The organism is Novosphingobium organovorum, assembly GCF_022832435.1.
GTDB lineage: Bacteria > Pseudomonadota > Alphaproteobacteria > Sphingomonadales > Sphingomonadaceae > Novosphingobium > Novosphingobium organovorum.
In genome coordinates, this window is record NZ_JALHLF010000002.1 from 75,615 (window position 1) to 94,258 (window position 18,644).

21 protein-coding genes, 1 tRNA gene and 1 riboswitch are annotated in these 18,644 nt (G+C 65.2%); of the genes, 9 read left to right on the plus strand and 13 right to left on the minus strand.

Features of this window, described 5'->3' with window-relative positions:
* The first annotated feature begins 169 nt into the window (after positions 1–169).
* Positions 170–910 carry a TrmH family RNA methyltransferase gene (locus tag MTR62_RS01245; protein ID WP_407672567.1) on the plus strand — a complete coding sequence of 247 codons (741 nt, stop codon included), beginning with the start codon at positions 170–172 and terminating at the stop codon, positions 908–910.
* A 51-nt stretch (positions 911–961) separates the two neighbouring features.
* On the plus strand, positions 962–1,837 hold the full coding sequence (locus MTR62_RS01250; RefSeq protein WP_244016455.1) for a hypothetical protein: 876 nt from the start codon (positions 962–964) through the stop codon (positions 1,835–1,837).
* A 236-nt stretch (positions 1,838–2,073) separates the two neighbouring features.
* On the opposite strand, the gene MTR62_RS01255 is transcribed toward MTR62_RS01250, so the two are convergent.
* The 8 genes from MTR62_RS01255 to MTR62_RS01290 all read right to left on the minus strand — a co-directional run bounded on the left by MTR62_RS01255 (position 2,074) and on the right by MTR62_RS01290 (position 7,664).
* Complete coding sequence (locus MTR62_RS01255) at positions 2,074–2,346, minus strand: HU family DNA-binding protein (protein WP_039394254.1); 273 nt, start codon at positions 2,344–2,346, stop codon at positions 2,074–2,076.
* Positions 2,347–2,733: 387 nt separating this feature from the next.
* Entirely contained in the window at positions 2,734–3,102 is a 369-nt protein-coding gene (gene rplS, locus MTR62_RS01260; protein ID WP_244016456.1) for a 50S ribosomal protein L19, read from the minus strand.
* A 4-nt stretch (positions 3,103–3,106) separates the two neighbouring features.
* On the minus strand, positions 3,107–3,844 hold the full coding sequence (gene trmD, locus MTR62_RS01265; RefSeq protein ID WP_244016457.1) for a tRNA (guanosine(37)-N1)-methyltransferase TrmD: 738 nt from the start codon (positions 3,842–3,844) through the stop codon (positions 3,107–3,109).
* Positions 3,845–4,463: 619 nt separating this feature from the next.
* Positions 4,464–4,973, minus strand: a complete 510-nt coding sequence (gene rimM, locus MTR62_RS01270; protein WP_244016458.1) for a ribosome maturation factor RimM — start codon at positions 4,971–4,973, stop codon at positions 4,464–4,466.
* Positions 4,974–4,991: 18 nt separating this feature from the next.
* The gene (rpsP, locus tag MTR62_RS01275; protein ID WP_244016459.1) at positions 4,992–5,408 is read right to left on the minus strand and encodes a 30S ribosomal protein S16; all 417 of its coding nucleotides are present in this window, start codon (positions 5,406–5,408) and stop codon (positions 4,992–4,994) included.
* Between the two features lie 38 nt (positions 5,409–5,446).
* Positions 5,447–6,904 (minus strand): signal recognition particle protein, encoded by a 1,458-nt coding sequence (gene ffh / locus MTR62_RS01280; RefSeq protein WP_244016460.1) that lies wholly within the window; start codon positions 6,902–6,904, stop codon positions 5,447–5,449.
* A 167-nt stretch (positions 6,905–7,071) separates the two neighbouring features.
* A tRNA-Ala gene (locus MTR62_RS01285) sits at positions 7,072–7,147 on the minus strand.
* Between the two features lie 196 nt (positions 7,148–7,343).
* Positions 7,344–7,664, minus strand: coding sequence for an FYDLN acid domain-containing protein (locus MTR62_RS01290; protein WP_244016461.1), 321 nt, complete (start codon positions 7,662–7,664; stop codon positions 7,344–7,346).
* Between the two features lie 187 nt (positions 7,665–7,851).
* On the opposite strand from MTR62_RS01290, the gene aroA reads away from it, so the two are divergent.
* The 6 genes from aroA (at position 7,852) to gloB (ending at position 13,610) form a co-directional block, all read left to right on the plus strand.
* Positions 7,852–9,198 (plus strand): 3-phosphoshikimate 1-carboxyvinyltransferase, encoded by a 1,347-nt coding sequence (gene aroA, locus MTR62_RS01295; RefSeq protein WP_244016462.1) that lies wholly within the window; start codon positions 7,852–7,854, stop codon positions 9,196–9,198.
* Complete coding sequence (locus MTR62_RS01300; protein WP_244016463.1) at positions 9,195–9,818, plus strand: (d)CMP kinase; 624 nt, start codon at positions 9,195–9,197, stop codon at positions 9,816–9,818. The genes aroA and MTR62_RS01300 overlap by 4 nt, the downstream gene beginning before the upstream one ends.
* A gap of 93 nt (positions 9,819–9,911) precedes the next feature.
* A complete protein-coding gene (locus MTR62_RS01305; RefSeq protein ID WP_244016464.1) occupies positions 9,912–10,307 on the plus strand; it encodes an excalibur calcium-binding domain-containing protein in 396 nt (131 codons plus the stop codon).
* Between the two features lie 266 nt (positions 10,308–10,573).
* On the plus strand, positions 10,574–12,280 hold the full coding sequence (gene rpsA, locus MTR62_RS01310) for a 30S ribosomal protein S1 (protein WP_244016465.1): 1,707 nt from the start codon (positions 10,574–10,576) through the stop codon (positions 12,278–12,280).
* A 119-nt stretch (positions 12,281–12,399) separates the two neighbouring features.
* A complete protein-coding gene (locus MTR62_RS01315; RefSeq protein ID WP_244016466.1) occupies positions 12,400–12,780 on the plus strand; it encodes a hypothetical protein in 381 nt (126 codons plus the stop codon).
* A gap of 68 nt (positions 12,781–12,848) precedes the next feature.
* The gene (gene gloB / locus MTR62_RS01320) at positions 12,849–13,610 is read left to right on the plus strand and encodes a hydroxyacylglutathione hydrolase (RefSeq protein ID WP_244016467.1); all 762 of its coding nucleotides are present in this window, start codon (positions 12,849–12,851) and stop codon (positions 13,608–13,610) included.
* Between the two features lie 52 nt (positions 13,611–13,662).
* Here the strand turns inward: gloB and MTR62_RS01325 are convergent, their stop codons facing one another.
* Positions 13,663–14,481 carry a hypothetical protein gene (locus tag MTR62_RS01325; RefSeq protein WP_244016468.1) on the minus strand — a complete coding sequence of 273 codons (819 nt, stop codon included), beginning with the start codon at positions 14,479–14,481 and terminating at the stop codon, positions 13,663–13,665.
* A gap of 190 nt (positions 14,482–14,671) precedes the next feature.
* A riboswitch (cobalamin riboswitch) is annotated at positions 14,672–14,904 on the plus strand.
* A gap of 181 nt (positions 14,905–15,085) precedes the next feature.
* On the opposite strand from MTR62_RS01325, the gene MTR62_RS01330 reads away from it, so the two are divergent.
* Positions 15,086–16,180: a 5-methyltetrahydropteroyltriglutamate--homocysteine S-methyltransferase gene (locus tag MTR62_RS01330; protein WP_244016469.1), complete on the plus strand. Its 1,095-nt coding sequence runs from the start codon at positions 15,086–15,088 to the stop codon at positions 16,178–16,180.
* Positions 16,181–16,376: 196 nt separating this feature from the next.
* On the opposite strand, the gene MTR62_RS01335 is transcribed toward MTR62_RS01330, so the two are convergent.
* The 4 genes from MTR62_RS01335 to MTR62_RS01350 form a co-directional block, all read right to left on the minus strand.
* On the minus strand, positions 16,377–16,952 hold the full coding sequence (locus tag MTR62_RS01335; protein ID WP_244016470.1) for a F0F1 ATP synthase subunit B family protein: 576 nt from the start codon (positions 16,950–16,952) through the stop codon (positions 16,377–16,379).
* Entirely contained in the window at positions 16,945–17,439 is a 495-nt protein-coding gene (locus MTR62_RS01340) for a F0F1 ATP synthase subunit B family protein (RefSeq protein ID WP_244016471.1), read from the minus strand. Before MTR62_RS01340 ends, MTR62_RS01335 begins: the two co-directional genes overlap by 8 nt.
* 113 nt (positions 17,440–17,552) lie before the next feature.
* Positions 17,553–17,780 carry a F0F1 ATP synthase subunit C gene (locus MTR62_RS01345; protein ID WP_039394300.1) on the minus strand — a complete coding sequence of 76 codons (228 nt, stop codon included), beginning with the start codon at positions 17,778–17,780 and terminating at the stop codon, positions 17,553–17,555.
* Positions 17,781–17,831: 51 nt separating this feature from the next.
* Positions 17,832–18,617, minus strand: coding sequence for a F0F1 ATP synthase subunit A (locus MTR62_RS01350; RefSeq protein ID WP_244016472.1), 786 nt, complete (start codon positions 18,615–18,617; stop codon positions 17,832–17,834).
* Positions 18,618–18,644: the final 27 nt, after the last annotated feature.

Consider the following 18,644-nt stretch of genomic DNA (forward strand, 5'->3'; position numbering starts at 1 on the left):
GCTTTCGTTGCGCCCCCGTTGCCGAGGACCGGCCCAATGCCGAAGTGAGCCTTGCCTGTCAACGCCCTCGCTGGCAGGAGCGCAAAAAAATTTGAACTTTTTTGAAAAAGGATCGATCGAAATGAGCAAGCGCGGACAGGGCAAGGCGCTTCGCGGACGGGCCGGACGCATGAAAAACGGCCGAGGATCGGGCCGCGCCAGCAGTGGCATGGTGCGTCTGTGGGGTCGTCACGCAGTAGAGGCCGCACTCAAGAATCCGAATCGCGTGCACCGCAAACTTTGGGCAACGCGCGAAGGAGTGGAATCACTCGACGGCGAATTGCCCGTCGATTTCCCCGTGGAATGGGCCGACGTCGCCGATCTTGCGCGACTCGTCGCACGCGATGCGCCCCATCAGGGCCTGGTGCTCGAATGCGAGCCGATGGACGATCTGTTCCTCGCCGATGTCCTCGAGGGCGATCCGGCGCGCCCGGTCGTCGTGCTCGACCAGGTCACCGATCCGCACAACGTGGGGGCGATCCTGCGTTCGGCGGCCGCGTTCGATGCCTGCTGCATCGTAACCCAGGATCGCCATGCGCCGCCCGAATCGGGCACGCTCGCGAAATCGGCTTCGGGCGCGCTCGAAGTGGTGCCCTGGATCCGTGTGGTGAACCTTGCGCGCGCGCTCGAGGAAATTGCCGAAGCGGGCTACTGGCGCATCGGCCTTGACGGTGAAGCCGACACCACCCTGGGCGAAGCGCTTCCCACCGGGCCGGTGTGCCTCGTCCTGGGCGCCGAAGGCGACGGGATGCGCCAGAACATCATCCACCACTGCGACGCCATCGCCAAGCTGCCGATCAGCTCCGCGATGGAAAGCCTCAACGTCAGCAACGCCGCCGCCATCGCGCTTTACGCAGCGGCCACGCGTTAACGCACTAACGCGTCCAGCGCAGCCTGCACGAACAGGAAGAAGGAAAGCGCCATGCCCGCATCGCCCGCCAGCAGCACACCGCCCCGTCGGCATCGGCGCGCCCTTTCCGGACTGGTGCTTGCGGCGGGCACCCTCTTCCTGCTCGCCGGGTGCCTGTTCACGCCCGGCCGCTTCAACTCCGAACTGGTGCTTCGCGCCGACCACAGCTTCCACTTCCACTACAAGGGCGAGATCATCATGATCCCGCTCCTTGAAGCGCAGAAAAAGGCCCGGGCGCGCGCCAGCTTCACGCCCGATCCTTGCACGGATGAGCTGACCGGCGATGAACGCCCCTGCTCCGCCGACGAGATCGCCAGACAAAAGGCGCAATGGACCAGCGCACAGGCTAGCGAACTGACCTCGCAGCGCCAGGCCGAACAGATGCTGCTCGGCGGGATCGACCCCGCCGACCCCGAGGCTGGTCCGCGAATCGCCCACCAGCTCGAAAAGCGCGCGGGCTGGAACAGCGTCACTTATACCGGCGAGGGCACCTTCGACGTCGATTTCACCGCTCAGGGCCCGCTCGATCGCGACTTCACCTTTCCCACCTTCGAGGATTTTCCGATGGCCAACGCCTTCGTTCAGGTCCTCGTGCGCAAGGACGGTAGTGTGCGCGTCAATGCCCCCGGCTTCGGGGCCTCGCCGCAGGGTGATGGCGGCGCCGGACTGATGGGTGGCCTCAGCGCATCCGGCGATGCATCGCAAGCCAGCGAAACCGACGCCGCGCAACGCATCCACGGCACCTTTACCCTTCGCACCGACGCCAGGATCCTCGCCAACAACACCGAGGAAGGTCCCGTCCCGCAAGGCACCGACAGCGTGCTGAGCTGGGCCGTCTCGCCGCGCGCGAAGGACGCTCCAACCGCGTTGATCCAGCGACCACGATAGCGACCGACGCGGACCAGACAGCGACGATCACACAAAAAATTCAAGCGACTAGCGCTGGTTCCAGACGAACTGTCGCCCCCCGTGCGTCCCAGCCAGAACCCCATGAGCGTGTCGCCCCCTTCCCCGCACTCTCCCGCAACGGACATAAAAAAACGCCGCATCGGGCTAACCGACGCGGCGTTCTCTAATTCAAGGATCGTCGGCCCGCGAGGCGAGGCAAGCCGAAGGTCAACCTATCAGTTGACGGCGTCCTTGAGGCCCTTGCCGGCCTTGAACTTGGGCTGCGACGAAGCCGCGATTTCCATCGGCTCGCCCGTACGCGGGTTGCGGCCGGTCGAAGCCTTGCGCTTGGCGACCGAGAAGGTGCCGAAACCGACGAGGCGCACTTCGTCGCCCTTCTTCAGCGCGCCGGTGATGGCGTCGAACACGCCTTCAACAGCCTTGGTCGCGTCGTTGCGGGTCAGGCCGCTGGTTTCTGCGACGGCGCTGATGAGATCGTTCTTGTTCATTATAGAACCCCCTACCTTTCAGTGGAACAGGATATGATTGGGAAGCTGGATTCGCCTCGTGATTGGGGTCGGAATTGAGCGGTTTTTGCGGACGGTGTCAAAGCCTAAACCGACCGAAATCCGCAGTTTATCGTGTTTTTCCGCCACTTTGCGCGTCCAACACGATTTTGCAGCGCAGCATGCCCGCAAGCGCAATCGCCTGAGGGAAAAGCGAACTCGTCATGCCGCGATGCAACACCCCTTCCCGAGGCGCCGGCGATGCTGGTGGATTTGCCGGAGCGGGAGCGCAGGTCCGACCTTGCGCGCCCGGGCTCCGAACAAAAAAGGCGGCTCGCATGCGAACCGCCTGATTGCCGCCTCGTACGAGCCAAGGCGAAGTCGGGCCGATCAGCCCTCGGTGCGAACGTCGCGACGCTCGGCGATGCGCGCGCGCTTACCGGTACGACCACGCAGGTAGTACAGCTTGGCACGACGCACGATACCACGGCGAACGACCGTGATGCTGTCGATGTTGGGCGAGTAGAGCGGAAAAACGCGCTCCACGCCTTCACCGAAGCTGATCTTGCGAACGGTGAAGTTCGAACCCATGCCGCGGTTCGAACGCGCGATCACGACGCCTTCGAAGTTCTGCACGCGGGTACGGGTGCCTTCGACGACCTTCACGCCGACGCGGACGGTATCGCCAGCGCGGAATTCGGGGATGTCCTTGGCGGCCTTGGCAATTTCCTCGGCCTCGATCTGCTGAATCAGGTTCATGAACCTAGTCCTTCGTCTTTTTGCCGCGCATCAGAGGCAGACGGTCCCGAACGCCGACATGACGTTCCCAAAGGTCCGGCCTGCGTGACCGTGTATGATCTTCGGCCTGGGCTTGGCGCCAGGCCGCGATCTTCGCATGATCCCCCGATCGCAGCACTTCAGGGATCGTGCGCCCTTCCCATTCTACGGGTCGGGTATAGTGCGGATACTCAAGGAGGCCGTCCTCGAACGATTCCTCGGTACCGCTGGAAGCCGCGCCCATTACGCCGGGAATCAGCCGAATGCAAGCATCGAGTACCATCAGCGCCGCGCATTCGCCGCCCGACAGCACGATGTCGCCCACGGCGACTTCCTCGACACCGCGCCCCTCGAAAATGCGCTCGTCGAAGCCCTCGAACCGCCCGCACAGGATGATGGCGCCGGGCCCTTGTGCGAGGTCGCGAATGCGCGCCTGGCTGATCGGTCGACCGCGCGGCGTCATGGCCAGCACGGGAGCGCCGGGATTGCTTGCCCGCGCGTGGTCGATCGCGCTGGCCAGCACATCGGCCTTGAGCACCATGCCCACCCCGCCGCCTGCGGGCGTATCATCGACGGTGCGGTGCTTGTCGGTCGCGAAATCGCGGATCTGCACCGCGTCCATCGACCAGTCCCCGCGTTCGAGCGCGCGGCCCGCCAGGCTGATGCCGAGCGGCCCCGGAAACATGTCAGGGTAAAGCGTGAGAACGGTCGCAGCGAAAGTCATGCCTGCCGCAAAGCGCAAATCGCCCCGGTGGGCAAGAGGCGATCGGCACAACGCGGCTCAAAAAGGCTCCCACGCCCGTTCCGGAAGGAACCCCGCGGTCAGTCTCGAGTTCTTCGCGCAACCATTCGCGCAGACGTTCAACCTTGCGCACCCCCCGCCGCGCGCCGGCGGCGGCGTGCCGATGCCGACCGCCGCGAACCACGCCGCCCACGCTTCATCGTTGGGCGCGATACGCTCGACCGTGAGCAGATCCTGCGTCGCGGTAATGCGATACCAAGCAAGGAACGTTGGCGAACAGACCCGCGTATAATGCTGCCGAAAAAGGAACTCGCTGCACAGCCCAGGCCAGGCGCCCATGCCGCCCGGCCGCCTCAAAGGCCCGTCAGCAGACCGCTCCCAGCGCGGTGCCCGAAGCGCTGTTCACTCGGACGCGAACACCTGGCGGTTCAAGAAAGTGCGTTAGAACGAAAACCTGGAGCGATCGCCCTGAGGCATCCGGGTCGCAAGCCGCGCCGAGGCCCGCTTAAAGCCGCGGTTGCCCCGATTGCAGGCCGCTATCGTCCGGATGGAAAGGTGCGGGGGCCGGGACGCGCCCTGCCCGTCCGCGATCGGCGCCGCGCTATTCGGCCGCGAACGCGGCGGTGACGACGAGCTTTTCATCGTCCCAGGCGGGCACCGCCGCCGGGGTCATGGGGACCATGAAGCGCTGCACGCGCCCCTTCGCGTCGGGTTCGGCGCGCTCGATCTCGAGCACGTCGCCTGCGCCGAAATTTTCGACCGCGATCACCGTGCCGAGCGCCATGCCCTCGTCCGAAACGGCGGGCAGACCGATCAGATCGGCGTGGTAGTATTCGCCCTCGGCCAGCGCGGGCATCGAGGAGCGCGGTACGACGAGCAGCGTTCCGCGCAGCTTCTCGGCCGCCGTGCGGTCCGTGATCTGCTCGAAGCGGGCAATCGCCCCGCCCTTGCCGTCGTCCTTGATCCGGCTCGCCGTCAGCGTGGAATCGTTGAAGGCGCGGTAGCGCTTGAGCGCCGCCACGCCTTCACCGAACAGCTTGAGGCGAACTTCGCCGGTCACCCCATGCGCGCCGGTGATGGCGGCAAGGGTAACCGGCTTGTCCTTAGCCATAAACCGTATCCCGAAAGATCAGGCTTCGGTCGCTTCGTCAGCAGCCGGAGCTTCCTCGGCGGGAGCAGCCGAAGCCGCAGCGGCCGCCTCGGCAGCTTCACGAGCCTTCTCGGCCTTTTCCTCGGCGCGGTCCTTGGCCTTCTCGCCGGGCTCGCCCTTCTTGGGGTTGTTGGTGGCCTTGCGCTCCTTGATGCCCAGCTTGTCGAGCATGCGGGCAACGCGGTCGGTCGGCTGCGCGCCAACGCCGAGCCAGTAGCTCACGCGATCGGCGTTGATCTTCACGCGGTTCTCGTCGTCCTTGGCGAGCAGCGGGTTGTAGGTGCCGACCTGCTCGAGGTACTTGCCGTCGCGCGGCGCGGTCGCGTTCGAGACGACGATCTTGTAGTAAGGACGCTTCTTCGCACCACCGCGCGACAGACGGATCGAGACTGCCATGATTTTACCTTTCTTCTAAACTTTACAAATGCTTGAAATTATTTCTTGAGAAACTTGCTGAGATCGGGACCGCCCGGACCGCCAAGCCCCGGCAGTCCGCCGGCAGCGCCGCCCAGGCCCTGACCGCCCAGTCCGGGCATCGCGGCATCGAGGCCACCCTTGCCGAACATCGCCGCGAGCCCCTTGAGGCCGCCCATCTTCTTGATCTGCTTCATCGCCTTGGACATCTCGAGGTGCATCTTGAGCACCTTGTTGACGTCCTGGACCTGGGTGCCCGAGCCCTTGGCGACGCGAATCTTGCGCTTGGCGTTGAGCAGCGCGGGATTGGCGCGCTCCTTCGCGGTCATCGAACCGATGATCGCTTCCATGCGCAGCAGGACCTTGTCGTCCATGCCCGAAGCCTGCATCGCGGCCTTGGCCTTCTTCATGCCCGGCATCATGCCCGCCAGCATCCCGATGCCGCCCATGTTCTGCATCTGCTTGAGCTGCATGCGCAGGTCGTTCATGTCGAACTTGCCCTGCTCCATGCGCTTGGCGAGCGCCTCGGCCTCTTCGACCTTGACCGCCTCGGCGGCCTTTTCGACCATCGAGACGATGTCGCCCATGCCCAGGATGCGGTTGGCGACGCGGCTGGGGTGGAACACCTCGATGGCGTCCATCTTTTCGCCGGTGCCCGCAAACTTGATCGGCTTGCCGGTGACCGCGCGCATCGAAAGCGCCGCACCGCCGCGCGCGTCGCCGTCCATGCGGGTCAGCACGACACCGGTAAGATCGACTTCGCCCGCGAAGCTCTGCGCAACGTTGACGGCGTCCTGGCCAGTCAGCGAATCGACCACCAGCAGCGTCTCGCGCGGGGTGGTGATCGCGGCGACCGCCTTCATCTCGTTCATCAGCTGCGCATCGACGTGCAGACGCCCGGCGGTGTCGAGCATGAGCACGTCGACAGCCTGCAACCTGGCCGCCTGAAGCGCGCGCGTGGCGATCTCGGTCGGCTGCTGGCCGGGAATGATCGGCAGCGTGGCGACGCCGGTCTGCTCACCCAGGACGCGAAGCTGTTCCTGCGCCGCCGGACGATTGACGTCAAGCGAGGCCATCATGACCTTCTTGCCCTGCTTGTCCTTGAGCAGGCGCGAAATCTTGGCGGTGCTGGTGGTCTTGCCCGAGCCCTGGAGGCCGACCATCATGATGACGACCGGAGGCGCCGCGTTGAGATCGAGCTCGGCGGTCTGTTCGCCGCCCAGAGTCTCGATCAGCGCGTCGTTGACGATCTTGACGACCTGCTGGCCCGGCGTGACCGAACGCAGCACCGACTGGCCCACGGCCTTTTCGGTGACCTGGTCGACGAAGCGGCGAACCACGGGAAGCGCGACGTCGGCCTCAAGCAGAGCGATGCGCACTTCGCGCATCGCGTCGCGCACGTCCTGCTCCTTGAGCGCACCGCGCCCACGCAGCTTGTCGAACACACCGCCGAGACGATCGGAAAGGCTGTCGAACACTCGCCAAACTCCTATTCGATAGGGAAGGACCCCACCGGAACGCCAAAAACGCCGGTGGGCGAAACCTCGCTGACCGGCGTGTGCAGGAACGTTATGCGAAAAACGCCGGTGGACGAAAACTCGTCGACCAGCGTATCGCAATTCCTCGCGAAATCAAAATGTTGAAATGGTGGAGCCTAGCGGGATCGAACCGCTGACCTCTACAATGCCATTGTAGCGCTCTCCCAGCTGAGCTAAGGCCCCGCGCCATTTCAGAAGAAAACCAACCTGGGAAAGCTTGGTTTCCGTCACCGTTTGGAGCGTCGCCCCGTCCGGTGGAGGGCCATCTAGGTGGGATCGTTCAGGCTGGCAAGAACTTTTTTCGAGGGATCGAATTTTTTTCTCCGACCCCTCGGAAAAGCGCCGGCCGCACACCCAAAGATGGCGCCCTTACCGCGACTTACTCGTCGCGATCGTCGTCGTCGTCACCGCCGGCGATGCCCAGATCGTCGTCGCCACCAAGGTCGACGTCGTTGTCGGGCGAGTCACCATCGTCGTCGATGTCCAGATCGTCATCGGCAAGATCGCTGTCCTGCTCCTCGATCTTTTCCTTCTTCTCGATTTCCTCGTAGGGGATCGGCTGCTTGGACTTGAGCACCGGCTCGGGGTTCCAGGCGTACCCGCATTCGATGCAGGTCACCGGGTCGTCCTTGCCCAGATCGTAGAAACGGGTGCCGCATTTCGGGCAGCCGTGCTTGGCGCCCCATTCAGGCTTGGCCATGGAATGTCCTCGTCTTGGGCGACCCGCGAAGGCACGGGCGCTGGAATAACCGTATAGTGATGGAAAGACCGGCCCGTAAAATCAAGCGTTCCGGCCACATCAGGGCGCGCGCCTTGCCATAGGCGGCCCGCGCTGTCAAAAGCCGCCGCGAATTTCCGTCCCTTCAGCCACGAAAGTGCCTCTTTACGTGACCCACGCCGACCCCGCCTCCGTCCGCCCGCGCCGCTTTGCCCCCCAGGGCCCGCTCAAGGGCCGTATCCGCGTCCCCGGAGACAAGTCGATCAGCCACCGCTCGATCATGCTGGGCGCGCTGGCCGTGGGCGAAACGCGCGTGACGGGCCTGCTCGAAGGCGAGGACGTGCTGGCAACCGCAGCGGCGATGCGCGCGATGGGCGCCACGGTCGAGCGTACCGGCGAAGGCGCCTGGACCATCCACGGCGTGGGCGTGGGCGCGCTGCTCCAGCCCAAGGGCCCGCTCGACATGGGCAATTCGGGCACCTCGACGCGCCTGCTCATGGGCCTCGTCGCCTCGCACCCGATCAACGTCAGCTTCACCGGCGACGATTCGCTCTCCAAGCGCCCGATGAACCGCGTCATCACGCCGCTTTCGCAGATGGGTGCGAGCTTCGATGCCAGCGAGGGCGGCCGCCTTCCGCTGATCGTGCGCGGCGCGAGCCCGGCGGTGCCGATCACCTACACCCTGCCCGTCGCCTCGGCCCAGGTGAAGAGCGCGATCCTGCTGGCTGGCCTCAACACACCGGGCAAAACCACCGTGATCGAACCGGTCCCCACCCGCGACCATTCCGAACGCATGTTGCAGGGCTTCGGCGCCGAACTGACCGTCGAAACGCGCGAGGACGGCGCGCGCGTCATTACCGTGACCGGCGAGGCCGAGCTCAAGCCGCAGGTGATCGACGTTCCCGGCGACCCGTCTTCGGCCGCGTTCTTCCTCGTCGCCGCGCTGGTGACGCCGGGCAGCGACGTGATGATCGAGAACGTCGGCCTCAACCCGACCCGCGCCGGTCTTGTCGAAGTGCTGTGCCAGATGGGCGCGGACATCACCAAGTGCGATGAGCGCGTCGTCGGCGGCGAGCCGGTCGCCGACCTGCACGTGCGCCACTCGCCCCTCAAGGGCATCGTCGTCGACCCGGCCATTGCGCCCAGCATGATCGACGAGTTCCCCGCCCTCTTCGTCGCCGCCGCGCTCGCCGAGGGGACGACCACCACCAGCGGCCTCGACGAATTGCGCGTCAAGGAATCGGACCGTCTCTCGGCGATGGCGACCGCGCTCGTCGCGGCGGGCGCCGATGTCGAGGAACGCGCCGACGGGCTCGTCATCAAGGGCACGGGGGGCGTCCCCCTCGCCGGTACGCGCCCCGGCTTCGAGGTCACCACCCATCTCGACCACCGCATCGCGATGGCCATGGCGATCGCCGGACTGGCAAGCGGTGACGGCGTGATGATCGACGACACGCGCCCCATCGCCACCAGCTTCCCGGTGTTCGAGGCCATGCTCGACGGGCTGGTCGCGTGATCGTCGCGGTCGACGGCCCGACCGCCTCGGGCAAGGGCACCATCGCCCGCGCGCTGGCCGCGCATTATGGATTGCCGCATCTCGACACCGGGCTGCTCTACCGCGCGGTCGGGCGCCAGTGCGCGCTCAACGGCGGCAATCCCGACGATGCGGGCGACGCGCTCGCGGCCTGTTCCTTTGCTGACAGCCTGCTTGACGACCCCGAACTGCGCTCCGAGGCCAGCGGCGGCCTCGCCAGCCGCGTCTCGATCCATCCGCCGGTGCGCCAGGCGCTCTACGAACGCCAGCGCGCTTTTGCGACGCAGGCGGGCGGCGCGGTGCTCGACGGGCGCGACATCGCCAGCGTTATCGCGCCCGAGGCCGAGGCCAAGCTCTTCGTCACCGCCAGCGTCGCCGCGCGGGCCGAGCGCCGCTTTCTCGAAATGCAGGGACAGGACCGCGCCGTCAGTCTCGAGGCGATCACCGCCGATCTCGCCGCACGCGACGAACGCGACCGCACCCGCAAGGACGCCCCGCTCGTCGTCGCCGAGGGCGCGCTGGTGATCGACACCTCCGACCTCAAGCGCGAGGAAGCCATTGCCGCGGCCATCGCGGCGGTCGATGCGATGGCGGGCAATTGATCGCCCCCCTTTCCGCCGCCATTTACCCGGCGCCAAGACTTCCCGCTTAAGCTGAAGTCGAAGGGCAGCGGAAATACCTGCGGGAAGACCTCCATGGTATCGAATGTCACGTCCATCACGGACGCCTTGCGGGTGCGACGCAGGCGCACAGCGGCATTCCGTCGCGTTGCGCTCTGCACCCTTCTGGGTGCGGTGATCGTGGGCAGCGCCCTGGGCTACGGGCTGGCCCGCGGCGAGCCGACGCTGAGCGAGTTCTTCGTTCACGCCCGCGGCCTGATCCCCACCTTCTCTCCGTATTATCGCTATTGCGACGATGCACGCCTCGCCGGAACGGCCCCGCTTCATCGCGGGGAACCGGGTTATCGCCCCGAACTGGATGCCGATGGCGATGGCATCGCCTGTGAACCAGTGCCATCAGGCTCCCAGCACAACGGCCTGCCCGAGCTGGGCCACGACAGCCGAACCTTGCGGCGCCTGCTCGCGCACTGACCGACCGCGGACGAGCGCACCACCCGGCCTCGTAGGCAGAACAGGCAACCGCCATTTCCCTTGCATTTCGGCTGCCACGCGCGTAGGGGCCGCCGGTCCGAGACATGCGCAATCCCGCGCATGACGAGGACGCTGCGCATGGTATCCGGCCTGCGTGGCAGTTCGGCCCCTTTTGGCCCGCCGATGCAATGGTGCGGATGGCGGAGAAAGACCGGCGGATAAAACCGCCTGGCCGGAAAATTAGACAAACCGAGGATACCCTCCAAATGGCTACTTCTGCCAACCCGACCCGCGACGATTTCGCCGCGATGCTCAACGAGCAGCTCGGTGGCGTTGCTGACGACGGCTTCGAAGGCCGCGTCGTCAAGGGCACGATCACCGCAATCGAAAACGACAAGGCCGTCATCGACGTAGGCCTCAAGAGCGAAGGCCGCGTGCCGCTGCGCGAATTCGCGCGCGGCGAAGACGGTCACGGCCTCAAGGTCGGCGACGAAGTCGAAGTCTATGTCGACCGCGTCGAAAACGCCGACGGCGAAGCGATGCTCAGCCGCGACCGCGCCCGCCGCGAAGCCGCCTGGGACAAGCTCGAAAACGAATTCGGTGAAGGCAAGCGCGTCGAAGGCGTGATCTTCGGCCGCGTCAAGGGCGGCTTCACCGTCGACCTCGACGGCGCCGTGGCCTTCCTCCCCGGCTCGCAGGTCGACATCCGCCCCGTGCGCGACGTCACCCCGCTGATGGACGTGCCGCAGCCCTTCCAGATCCTCAAGATGGACCGTCGCCGTGGCAACATCGTCGTGTCGCGCCGCGCCGTCCTCGAAGAGACCCGCGCCGAACAGCGCAGCGAGCTCATCGACAAGCTGAGCGAAGGTCAGGTCATCGACGGCGTCGTCAAGAACATCACCGACTACGGTGCGTTCGTTGACCTGGGCGGCATCGACGGCCTGCTCCATGTCACCGACATGAGCTACAAGCGCGTCAACCACCCGAACGAAGTGATCGCCATCGGCGACACCGTCACCGTTCAGATCATCCGCATCAACCAGGACACCCAGCGCATCAGCCTTGGCATGAAGCAGCTGGAAAGCGATCCCTGGGAAGGCGCGGCGGTCAAGTACCCGGTCGGCGCCAAGCTCACCGGTACGGTCACCAACATCACCGAATACGGCGCCTTCGTGGAGCTGGAGCCGGGCATCGAAGGCCTGGTCCACGTTTCGGAAATGTCCTGGACCAAGAAGAACGTCCATCCCGGCAAGATCGTTTCGACCTCGCAGGAAGTCGAAGTCATGGTGCTCGAGGTCGACTCGGACAAGCGTCGCATCTCGCTCGGCCTCAAGCAGGCTCAGCAGAACCCCTGGGAAGGCTTCGCGGAGCGTCACCCGGTTGGCTCGACCGTCGAGGGCGAAGTCAAGAACGCGACCGAATTCGGCCTGTTCATCGGCCTCGATGGCGACGTCGACGGCATGGTTCACATGTCGGACATCGCCTGGGGCATCTCGGGCGAGGACGCTCTGGCCCTGCACCGCAAGGGCGAGATGGTCCAGGCTGTCGTTCTCGACGTCGACGTCGACAAGGAACGCATCAGCCTTGGCATGAAGCAGCTTGAGCGCGGCGCTCCGGCGGCTGGCGGCACCCCCACCGGCGGCAGCTCGCTGCGCCGTGGCGAAACCGTCACCGTCACCGTTCTCGAAGTGCGCGACGGCGGCCTCGAAGTGCAGGCTGGCGACGATGGCGCCACCGGCTTCATCAAGCGTTCGGACCTCGGCCGCGACCGCGACGAGCAGCGCCCCGACCGTTTCCAGGTCGGCCAGAAGCTCGACGCGATGGTCACCGGCTTCGATCGTTCGAAGAAGCCCAACTTCTCGGTCAAGGCGCGTCAGCTCGCCGAAGAGAAGGAAGCGGTGGAACAGTACGGTTCGTCGGACTCGGGCGCTTCGCTCGGCGACATCCTCGGCGAAGCTCTGAAGGGCCGTTGATCGGACCCTTCGGCTCTCACCGAAGACACCTAACGAAGGCCCGTCCGGAGCGATCCGGGCGGGCTTTTGTTTTGGCGTTTTGTTTGGCATGGCGCGGGACGCAGGTTACTAACACCGTCATGCGCGTCGCCATCGACAACCTCACGGCAGGCTTGCCGGTCGCCTTGCTGGTCCTGACATGGGGTCTGATGGTGAACGCCTTTCTGGCAGGACCGGCCATGCCGTTCGGGCTCAAACTGGCCATTGTCTTGCCGTGCCTCGCCCTCTTGCTTGTCGAAGTTTTTGCGTCGGCGCCGCCAGGCGACAATACCACGGCCACCAGCACGCCCCTTTCCAGGGAGCGGTTGCTCGCGATTGCCGTTCTGAGCACTTGCCTCGTCCTTGCCTGGGACGGGTATTTGGGCGCCGGGCGGATGGACGGGATTTCCTGGATTCCGCTTGTGGCCGTCGTACCGGCCTACCATTTTCATCGGATGCGTAGGGCGCGCCAAGCTCTCTAGAAATCGCGCAGGCGCTCCCTTTCCCGACCTTGCCCGAGCGCCTACACTGCCGCGGCAAGGAGGCCCCGATGCTCGAAGTTCACCAGTTCCCGTGCCTTAGCGACAACTACGGCTACCTTCTCCACGACAGCACCTCCGGCGAGACCGTCTGCATCGACACGCCCGATGCCGACGAATACCTCAAGCAGGCGGGGCACAAGGGCTGGCAGATCACCCAGATCTGGAACACCCACTGGCACAAGGACCACGCGGGCGGAAACCGTGCGATCAAGGCCGCGACCGGCTGCACGATCACCGCACCGCAAGGCGATGCCGCGCGGATCGAAGGGGTCGATCGCACGGTTTCACAAGGCGACATCGTGACCATCGGCGAGCGCGAGGCGAAGGTACTCGACGTGGGCGGGCATACGCTGGGCCACTGCGCCTACTGGCTCGCCGGGGCGCGCATGGCGTTCGTCGGGGACAGTGTCTTTGCGCTGGGCTGCGGGCGCATGTTCGAAGGCACCCCGCCGCAGTTCTGGCGCAGCCTCGAGCGCCTCAAGGCGCTACCCGAGGAGACGATGCTCTACTGCGCGCACGAATACACCGAGGCGAACCTGCGCTTCGCGCTCCACGCCGATCCCGACAACGCCCAGCTCGCCGCCTATGCCACGGACATCGCGCGCCTGCGCGCCGAGGGACTGCCCACCGTGCCCACCAAGCTCGAACGCGAGCTGGCGACCAATCCCTTCCTGCGTGCAGACGATCCCGCAATGGAAGCGCGCTGGGGCCATCCGGGCGATGCGGTCGCCACGTTCGCGGCGCTGCGTACCGCGAAGGATTCGTTCTGATTTCCCCCTCGCTCACCCGAACCGATCGGGTGAGCGAGGGGCTCGCGACATCTCAGTGAACGCTGAAATCGAAAATGCGCGCGGTCAGCGCGCCCGAAGACCCCGCGCCGGCCAGCGCGTAGAGGAAGCCGTACTCGCCGCCGTCGAGCGCCTGGCTGACGTCGATGAGATACACGCCGGGACGAATCACCGTATACGTGAAGGGAATACGGTCCTTGTCCATCACGCCGGTCTTGATCCCTGCGATGTTGCGGCTGCCGATGCGCGCTTCGCGCCGCCCCTGTTTCTCAGTGAGCTTGGTCAGGATCAGCTCCGCAGGGGAGTTCACGCTTGTATTCGCCCCGCTAGCCCAGGCGCCACCGTCATCGCCGTTCGATTCGGCTGAAAAGAAGAAAAACTGCGGCTGCACGCCCATCTTCACTTTCGCGCTCTCGTTCTGAATCGTCGCCTTGATGCTGACCGAGGCGATACCGCCCGTCAGCGCCGCACCGAAGATCCCGCCAGTCTTAGCCTGCGTCGTGACGGTGGCCTCCATCTTTTCCATGCGGTTGCCGTAAAAGGCATAGAAGCCCGCCGGATGCGGCACCTGCGGATCGGGCGAGGTGAGTGATGGCTTGATCGTGTGGTGGTAACGGTTGCCGATCGCCGCCGCGATGACGGGCGAAGACACGCCCTGCTTCTTCAGTTCCACCATGTCGCTCGTCGAAACATCGAAATCGACCTTGTCTGCCTCGATCTTGGCGACGATCGCCTCATCGCCAAGCTTCATCCGGGTCAGCTCGAGCAAGGTCTCGCGCGACATCGGATCGGCCAGAGCCGTGCCCGAAATCCCCGCCAGCCCCAGCGCACACGCCACCGAAAACATCTTCATCAAAAATTCGCCCCCTGTTGCGCGGGACAAACTCATCGCCGCGCTTCGCAGGCGGACTATCCCGGCCAGTTCTCAACAATTTGCAAAATTTGGCCGATTACAAAAATCTAATCGATTTCAATTCGGTGGACTCCTCCAGCACATATAAAGATATCTTTATATCAAACTTGACGGCGCGGCTCGCTTGCGGTCTAACCCGCTGCGTCAAGGTTCCCCACGTCGCTGCGGCGGCATGGGGCTAAGACGGGAAGCCGGTGACAGGCCCCGCTGCGGGGCATGGAGTCCGGCGCTGCCCCCGCAACTGTAAGCGGTGAGCGCCCCTTCCCTTCGCGTGCCACTGCGCCGATTGGCTCGGCGTGGGAAGGCCGGACAGGAGCGCCCCGACCCGCAAGCCAGGAGACCTGCCTTCGACGCGATACCATTCCCGGACGGGGTCGATCCGGCGGATGCGCAAGGGGCAACCCGCCTTCGCCACCGGTCCACGCCGGCCCGGCCCAGGCGGTCCGCCCATCGCTTCCGCCATCGGTGATCGGCTCCCCGCATCCGGGAGTTTCCAGCATGGCGAAGGGCCGTGCGTATCTACGCCCGAAAGGATGCCTACCCAGTGACCAAACCCCGTTTCCGCGCCGACCATGTCGGCTCGCTCCTGCGCCCCGCGCCGATCGCGGCCGCGCGCGCGCAAAAGGCCGATCCCGCCACCTTGCGCGCCGCCGAGGACGCGGCGATCCCCCTGCTCATCGCCATGCAGGAAGAGGTCGGCCTCAAGGTCGTCACCGATGGCGAAGCGCGCCGCGCGTTCTGGCACTTCGATTTCCTCGGCCTGCTCGACGGCATGGAAATGCGCACCCGCGAGGAAGGCGTGCAGTTCCACGGCACCAAGATCCCGCCCGTGCGCCCGGTCATCACCGGCCCGCTCGGCTTTCCCGCCGACCACCCGATGCTCGAACACTTCCGCTTCGTCAAAGACCACACCACGGCCTGCGCCAAGATCTCGATCCCCGGCCCCTCCGTGCTCCATTACCGCACCGATCCCGAGGATGTCCTTCCGGCCGAATACCGCGATCCCGACGCGCTGACCCACGCCATCGCGGCGACCTACAAGGCCGCGGTGGAAGCCTACTACGCCGCCGGTTGCCGCTATCTCCAGCTTGACGACATCTACTTCGCCTACCTCGGCGACCCGGCGCAGCGCGCACTCAAGCAAGCGCAGGGCTACGATCCCGACGCGCTCATCACGCGCTACGCCTGGATGATCAACGAGGCGATCAAGGATCGCCCCGCCGACATGACCATCGCCATGCACATGTGCCGCGGCAACTTCCGCTCCACCTATGCCGCAAGTGGCGGCTACGACGCGGCGGCCGACGCGATCTTCAACCAGACCGACGTCGACATCTACTTCATGGAATACGACAACGAGCGCTCGGGCTCGCTAGACCCGCTGCGCCTGCTGCCCAAGGGCGACAAGCGCGTCATGGCCGGGTTCATCACCACCAAGACCCCCGAGCTCGAGCCGGTCGACGCCATCTGCCGCAAGATCGAGGAGGCGAGCCGCTTCGCCCCGCTCGACCAGCTCGGTATCGCGCCCCAATGCGGCTTCGCCTCGACCGAGGAAGGCAACGCGATCAGTCCGCAAGATCAGCGCCGCAAGCTCGAACTGGTGGTCAAGGTCGCCCAGACCGTTTGGGGCGAAGCGTAAGCGACACATAGGAAGGTCAAGGGGTTCGCCCCTTGACCTCTCAACCGACGGCATCCCCGCACGCGGGGAATTTCCTGGGCCGGGAATGGTGCGGCCTGACTTTAGTGAACCGCCAACCGGCAACGAAAAAGGCCTCCGCGCACGAAGCGCGGAGGCCTTTTTCGGTATCGAAGGGACGCGTTAGCCCCTCCTTGCGTCAGATCCCGGCGATTGCCTGGTTAACCAGCACCTTGTCGGCGTCGGCCGAGTGGTTGCCGGCAATCAGACCACGCGCCGCTGCCGTGGCGGCGTCGGCGGCCTGCATGCGCAGGTCGGCAACGGCGGCCAGTTCGGCGGCCTTGATCTTGTCCTGCGCCATCTTCTCACGGCGCACGATGACATCGGCAGTGTCCGCTTCAGCCTTGGCAATGATCGCGTTGGCTTCGTTGCGGGCATGGTCGAGCATCGCGGCGGCGTCCTTTTCGGCGCCAGCGATCTTGTCCGCGTATTCCTTGCGCAGGGCCTCGGCCTCGGCACGCAGGGTCTTGGCTTCCTCGAGCTGGGCCTTGATGCCCGCGATCTGCGAATCAAGCCCCTTGCCGATCGACTTGGGGACGCCCTTCCACAGGGCGATCGCCAGCAGCACCAGCATCGAGGAACTCACCACCGCGGCGGGCGGAATGAAGCCCAGCAGCATGGGTTCGGGATGCTCGGTCACGGCGTGGGTCTCGCCGCCGGCAGCCATCGCGCCGTCGTGTTCGACGGCCACGGGGGCGGTTGCGGTATCAGCCATGGACCAGGTTCTCCTTCACCGCCGCCCGCACCAGGCCCTCGTCGAGCGAGAGACCGGCCACGCGGCCAATGATGTCGCGCGCCGCATCGGCGGCAACGGTTTCGATCTCGGCGCCGGCGGCCTGACGCGCGGCCGCGATGGCAGCTTCAGCGTCGGCGATCTTGCCGTCAATCGAGCCCTGCGCAGCGGCGAGGCGCTGCTCGGTTTCGCTGGCGGCCTTGGCACGCGCCTCGGCGATCAGGGTCTGGGCCTGCGCGCGGTTGGCGTTTTCACGCACGCGCCAGGATTCCTCTTCGGCGTCCGCCTGCTTGCGCGCGCGTTCGGCGGCGAGAAGGTCGTCGGCAATCTGCTTGTCGCGCTGCGCAACCGTGTCCATGATCTTGGGCACCATTCCGCGTCCGATGACGAAGAAGATGAAGCCGAAAAAGATCAGCACCCAGAAAATCTGGCTGGAATAGGTCGCGGCGAGCTGTTCGATCTGAGGCATTGGTCAGCCCTGTCTCGAGGTGGCCTGAAAAAATCGTTCCGCGGGTCCGCTTGCCCTACCAAAGGGCCGGGGCAGCGGACCCGCGGATCAATGTGCGCTGGGTCTTGCCGCGATTACGCGGCGAAGATCAGCAGCGCAGCGATAACGAACGAGAGAAGACCGAGAAGCTCGGCACCGGCGAAGCCGATGAAGAGACGGCCCTGCTGCGCATCGGCAGCACCCGGATTGCGCAGCGCGCCTTCGAGGAACTTGGCGAACACGTTGCCCACGCCGATCGAGGCGAGACCAGCACCGATAGCGGCGAAACCTGCACCAAGCAGCTTTGCAGCTTCTGCGTCCATTTCAAAAACTCCCTTTGGTATGCCCGAATGAATTGAGCGAAAAAACGTGGATCAGTGAAGATTCTCGGCGTCGTTGAGATAGACGCACGTGAGAAGAGCGAAAACGTAGGCCTGGATCGCGGCGACCAGCAGTTCGAGCGCGCAGATGCCGACCATCAGCACGAAGCTGGGCAGACCGGCGATCGCGAACAGGCCGATGTTGGCGTTGCCCGAATCGATCACGAAGCTGGAGAGCACTTCGAGCAGGACGTGGCCGGCCATCATCGCGACGAAGAGACGCAGACCAAGGCTGAAGGGACGCACCAGGAACGAGACGAGCTCGACGAAGAAGATCGGAACTACCATCAGCGCGGGCGTACCGTGCGGCACGAAGAGCGAGAAGAAGTGCAGCTTGTGCTTGGCGAAACCCACCACCAGGACGATCGAGAAGGACATGATCGCGAGCACGCCGGTGGCCGAGAAGTGGCTGGTGAACGTGAACGCGTGCAGTCCCAGGACGCCGATCGGCAGGAGGCCGAGCACGTTGGCGAACAGAATGAACATGAACAGCGAGAAGATGTACGGAACGTACTTCTTGCCGTTGGGCCCCACGTTCGCGGCCAGCATCCCGTCGATGAACCCGGTAAAGGTCTCGACAGCCATCTGCCAGCGGCCGGGGACGAGCTGGCGCTTGGAGCCGCCAGCCACGAAAATGAGCAGTGCGACGGTGGCAATGGCCATCCACAACGCACTGTTGGTAAAGGCGATGTTGTATCCCGCGATGTTCCAGTGCGCCGAGCCGAACAACGGCTCGATGGTGAACTGGTGCATCGGATCGACCTTCGCTTCGGCTGCCACGCGAATATCCCTGTCGCCTGTGAACGA

What these genes read in the sequence shown, in the direction of transcription:
- MTR62_RS01245 (WP_407672567.1), top strand. Translation starts at nt 170, where the DNA reads ATGAAAAACGGCCGAGGATCGGGCCGCGCCAGCAGTGGCATGGTGCGT.
- MTR62_RS01250 (WP_244016455.1), top strand. Translation starts at nt 962, where the DNA reads ATGCCCGCATCGCCCGCCAGCAGCACACCGCCCCGTCGGCATCGGCGC.
- MTR62_RS01255 (WP_039394254.1), bottom strand. Translation starts at nt 2,346, where the DNA reads ATGAACAAGAACGATCTCATCAGCGCCGTCGCAGAAACCAGCGGCCTG.
- rplS (WP_244016456.1), bottom strand. Translation starts at nt 3,102, where the DNA reads ATGAACCTGATTCAGCAGATCGAGGCCGAGGAAATTGCCAAGGCCGCC.
- trmD (WP_244016457.1), bottom strand. Translation starts at nt 3,844, where the DNA reads ATGACTTTCGCTGCGACCGTTCTCACGCTTTACCCTGACATGTTTCCG.
- rimM (WP_244016458.1), bottom strand. Translation starts at nt 4,973, where the DNA reads ATGGCTAAGGACAAGCCGGTTACCCTTGCCGCCATCACCGGCGCGCAT.
- rpsP (WP_244016459.1), bottom strand. Translation starts at nt 5,408, where the DNA reads ATGGCAGTCTCGATCCGTCTGTCGCGCGGTGGTGCGAAGAAGCGTCCT.
- MTR62_RS01290 (WP_244016461.1), bottom strand. Translation starts at nt 7,664, where the DNA reads ATGGCCAAGCCTGAATGGGGCGCCAAGCACGGCTGCCCGAAATGCGGC.
- MTR62_RS01305 (WP_244016464.1), top strand. Translation starts at nt 9,912, where the DNA reads ATGGTATCGAATGTCACGTCCATCACGGACGCCTTGCGGGTGCGACGC.
- rpsA (WP_244016465.1), top strand. Translation starts at nt 10,574, where the DNA reads ATGGCTACTTCTGCCAACCCGACCCGCGACGATTTCGCCGCGATGCTC.
- MTR62_RS01315 (WP_244016466.1), top strand. Translation starts at nt 12,400, where the DNA reads ATGCGCGTCGCCATCGACAACCTCACGGCAGGCTTGCCGGTCGCCTTG.
- gloB (WP_244016467.1), top strand. Translation starts at nt 12,849, where the DNA reads ATGCTCGAAGTTCACCAGTTCCCGTGCCTTAGCGACAACTACGGCTAC.
- MTR62_RS01325 (WP_244016468.1), bottom strand. Translation starts at nt 14,481, where the DNA reads ATGAAGATGTTTTCGGTGGCGTGTGCGCTGGGGCTGGCGGGGATTTCG.
- MTR62_RS01335 (WP_244016470.1), bottom strand. Translation starts at nt 16,952, where the DNA reads ATGGCTGATACCGCAACCGCCCCCGTGGCCGTCGAACACGACGGCGCG.
- MTR62_RS01340 (WP_244016471.1), bottom strand. Translation starts at nt 17,439, where the DNA reads ATGCCTCAGATCGAACAGCTCGCCGCGACCTATTCCAGCCAGATTTTC.
- MTR62_RS01345 (WP_039394300.1), bottom strand. Translation starts at nt 17,780, where the DNA reads ATGGACGCAGAAGCTGCAAAGCTGCTTGGTGCAGGTTTCGCCGCTATC.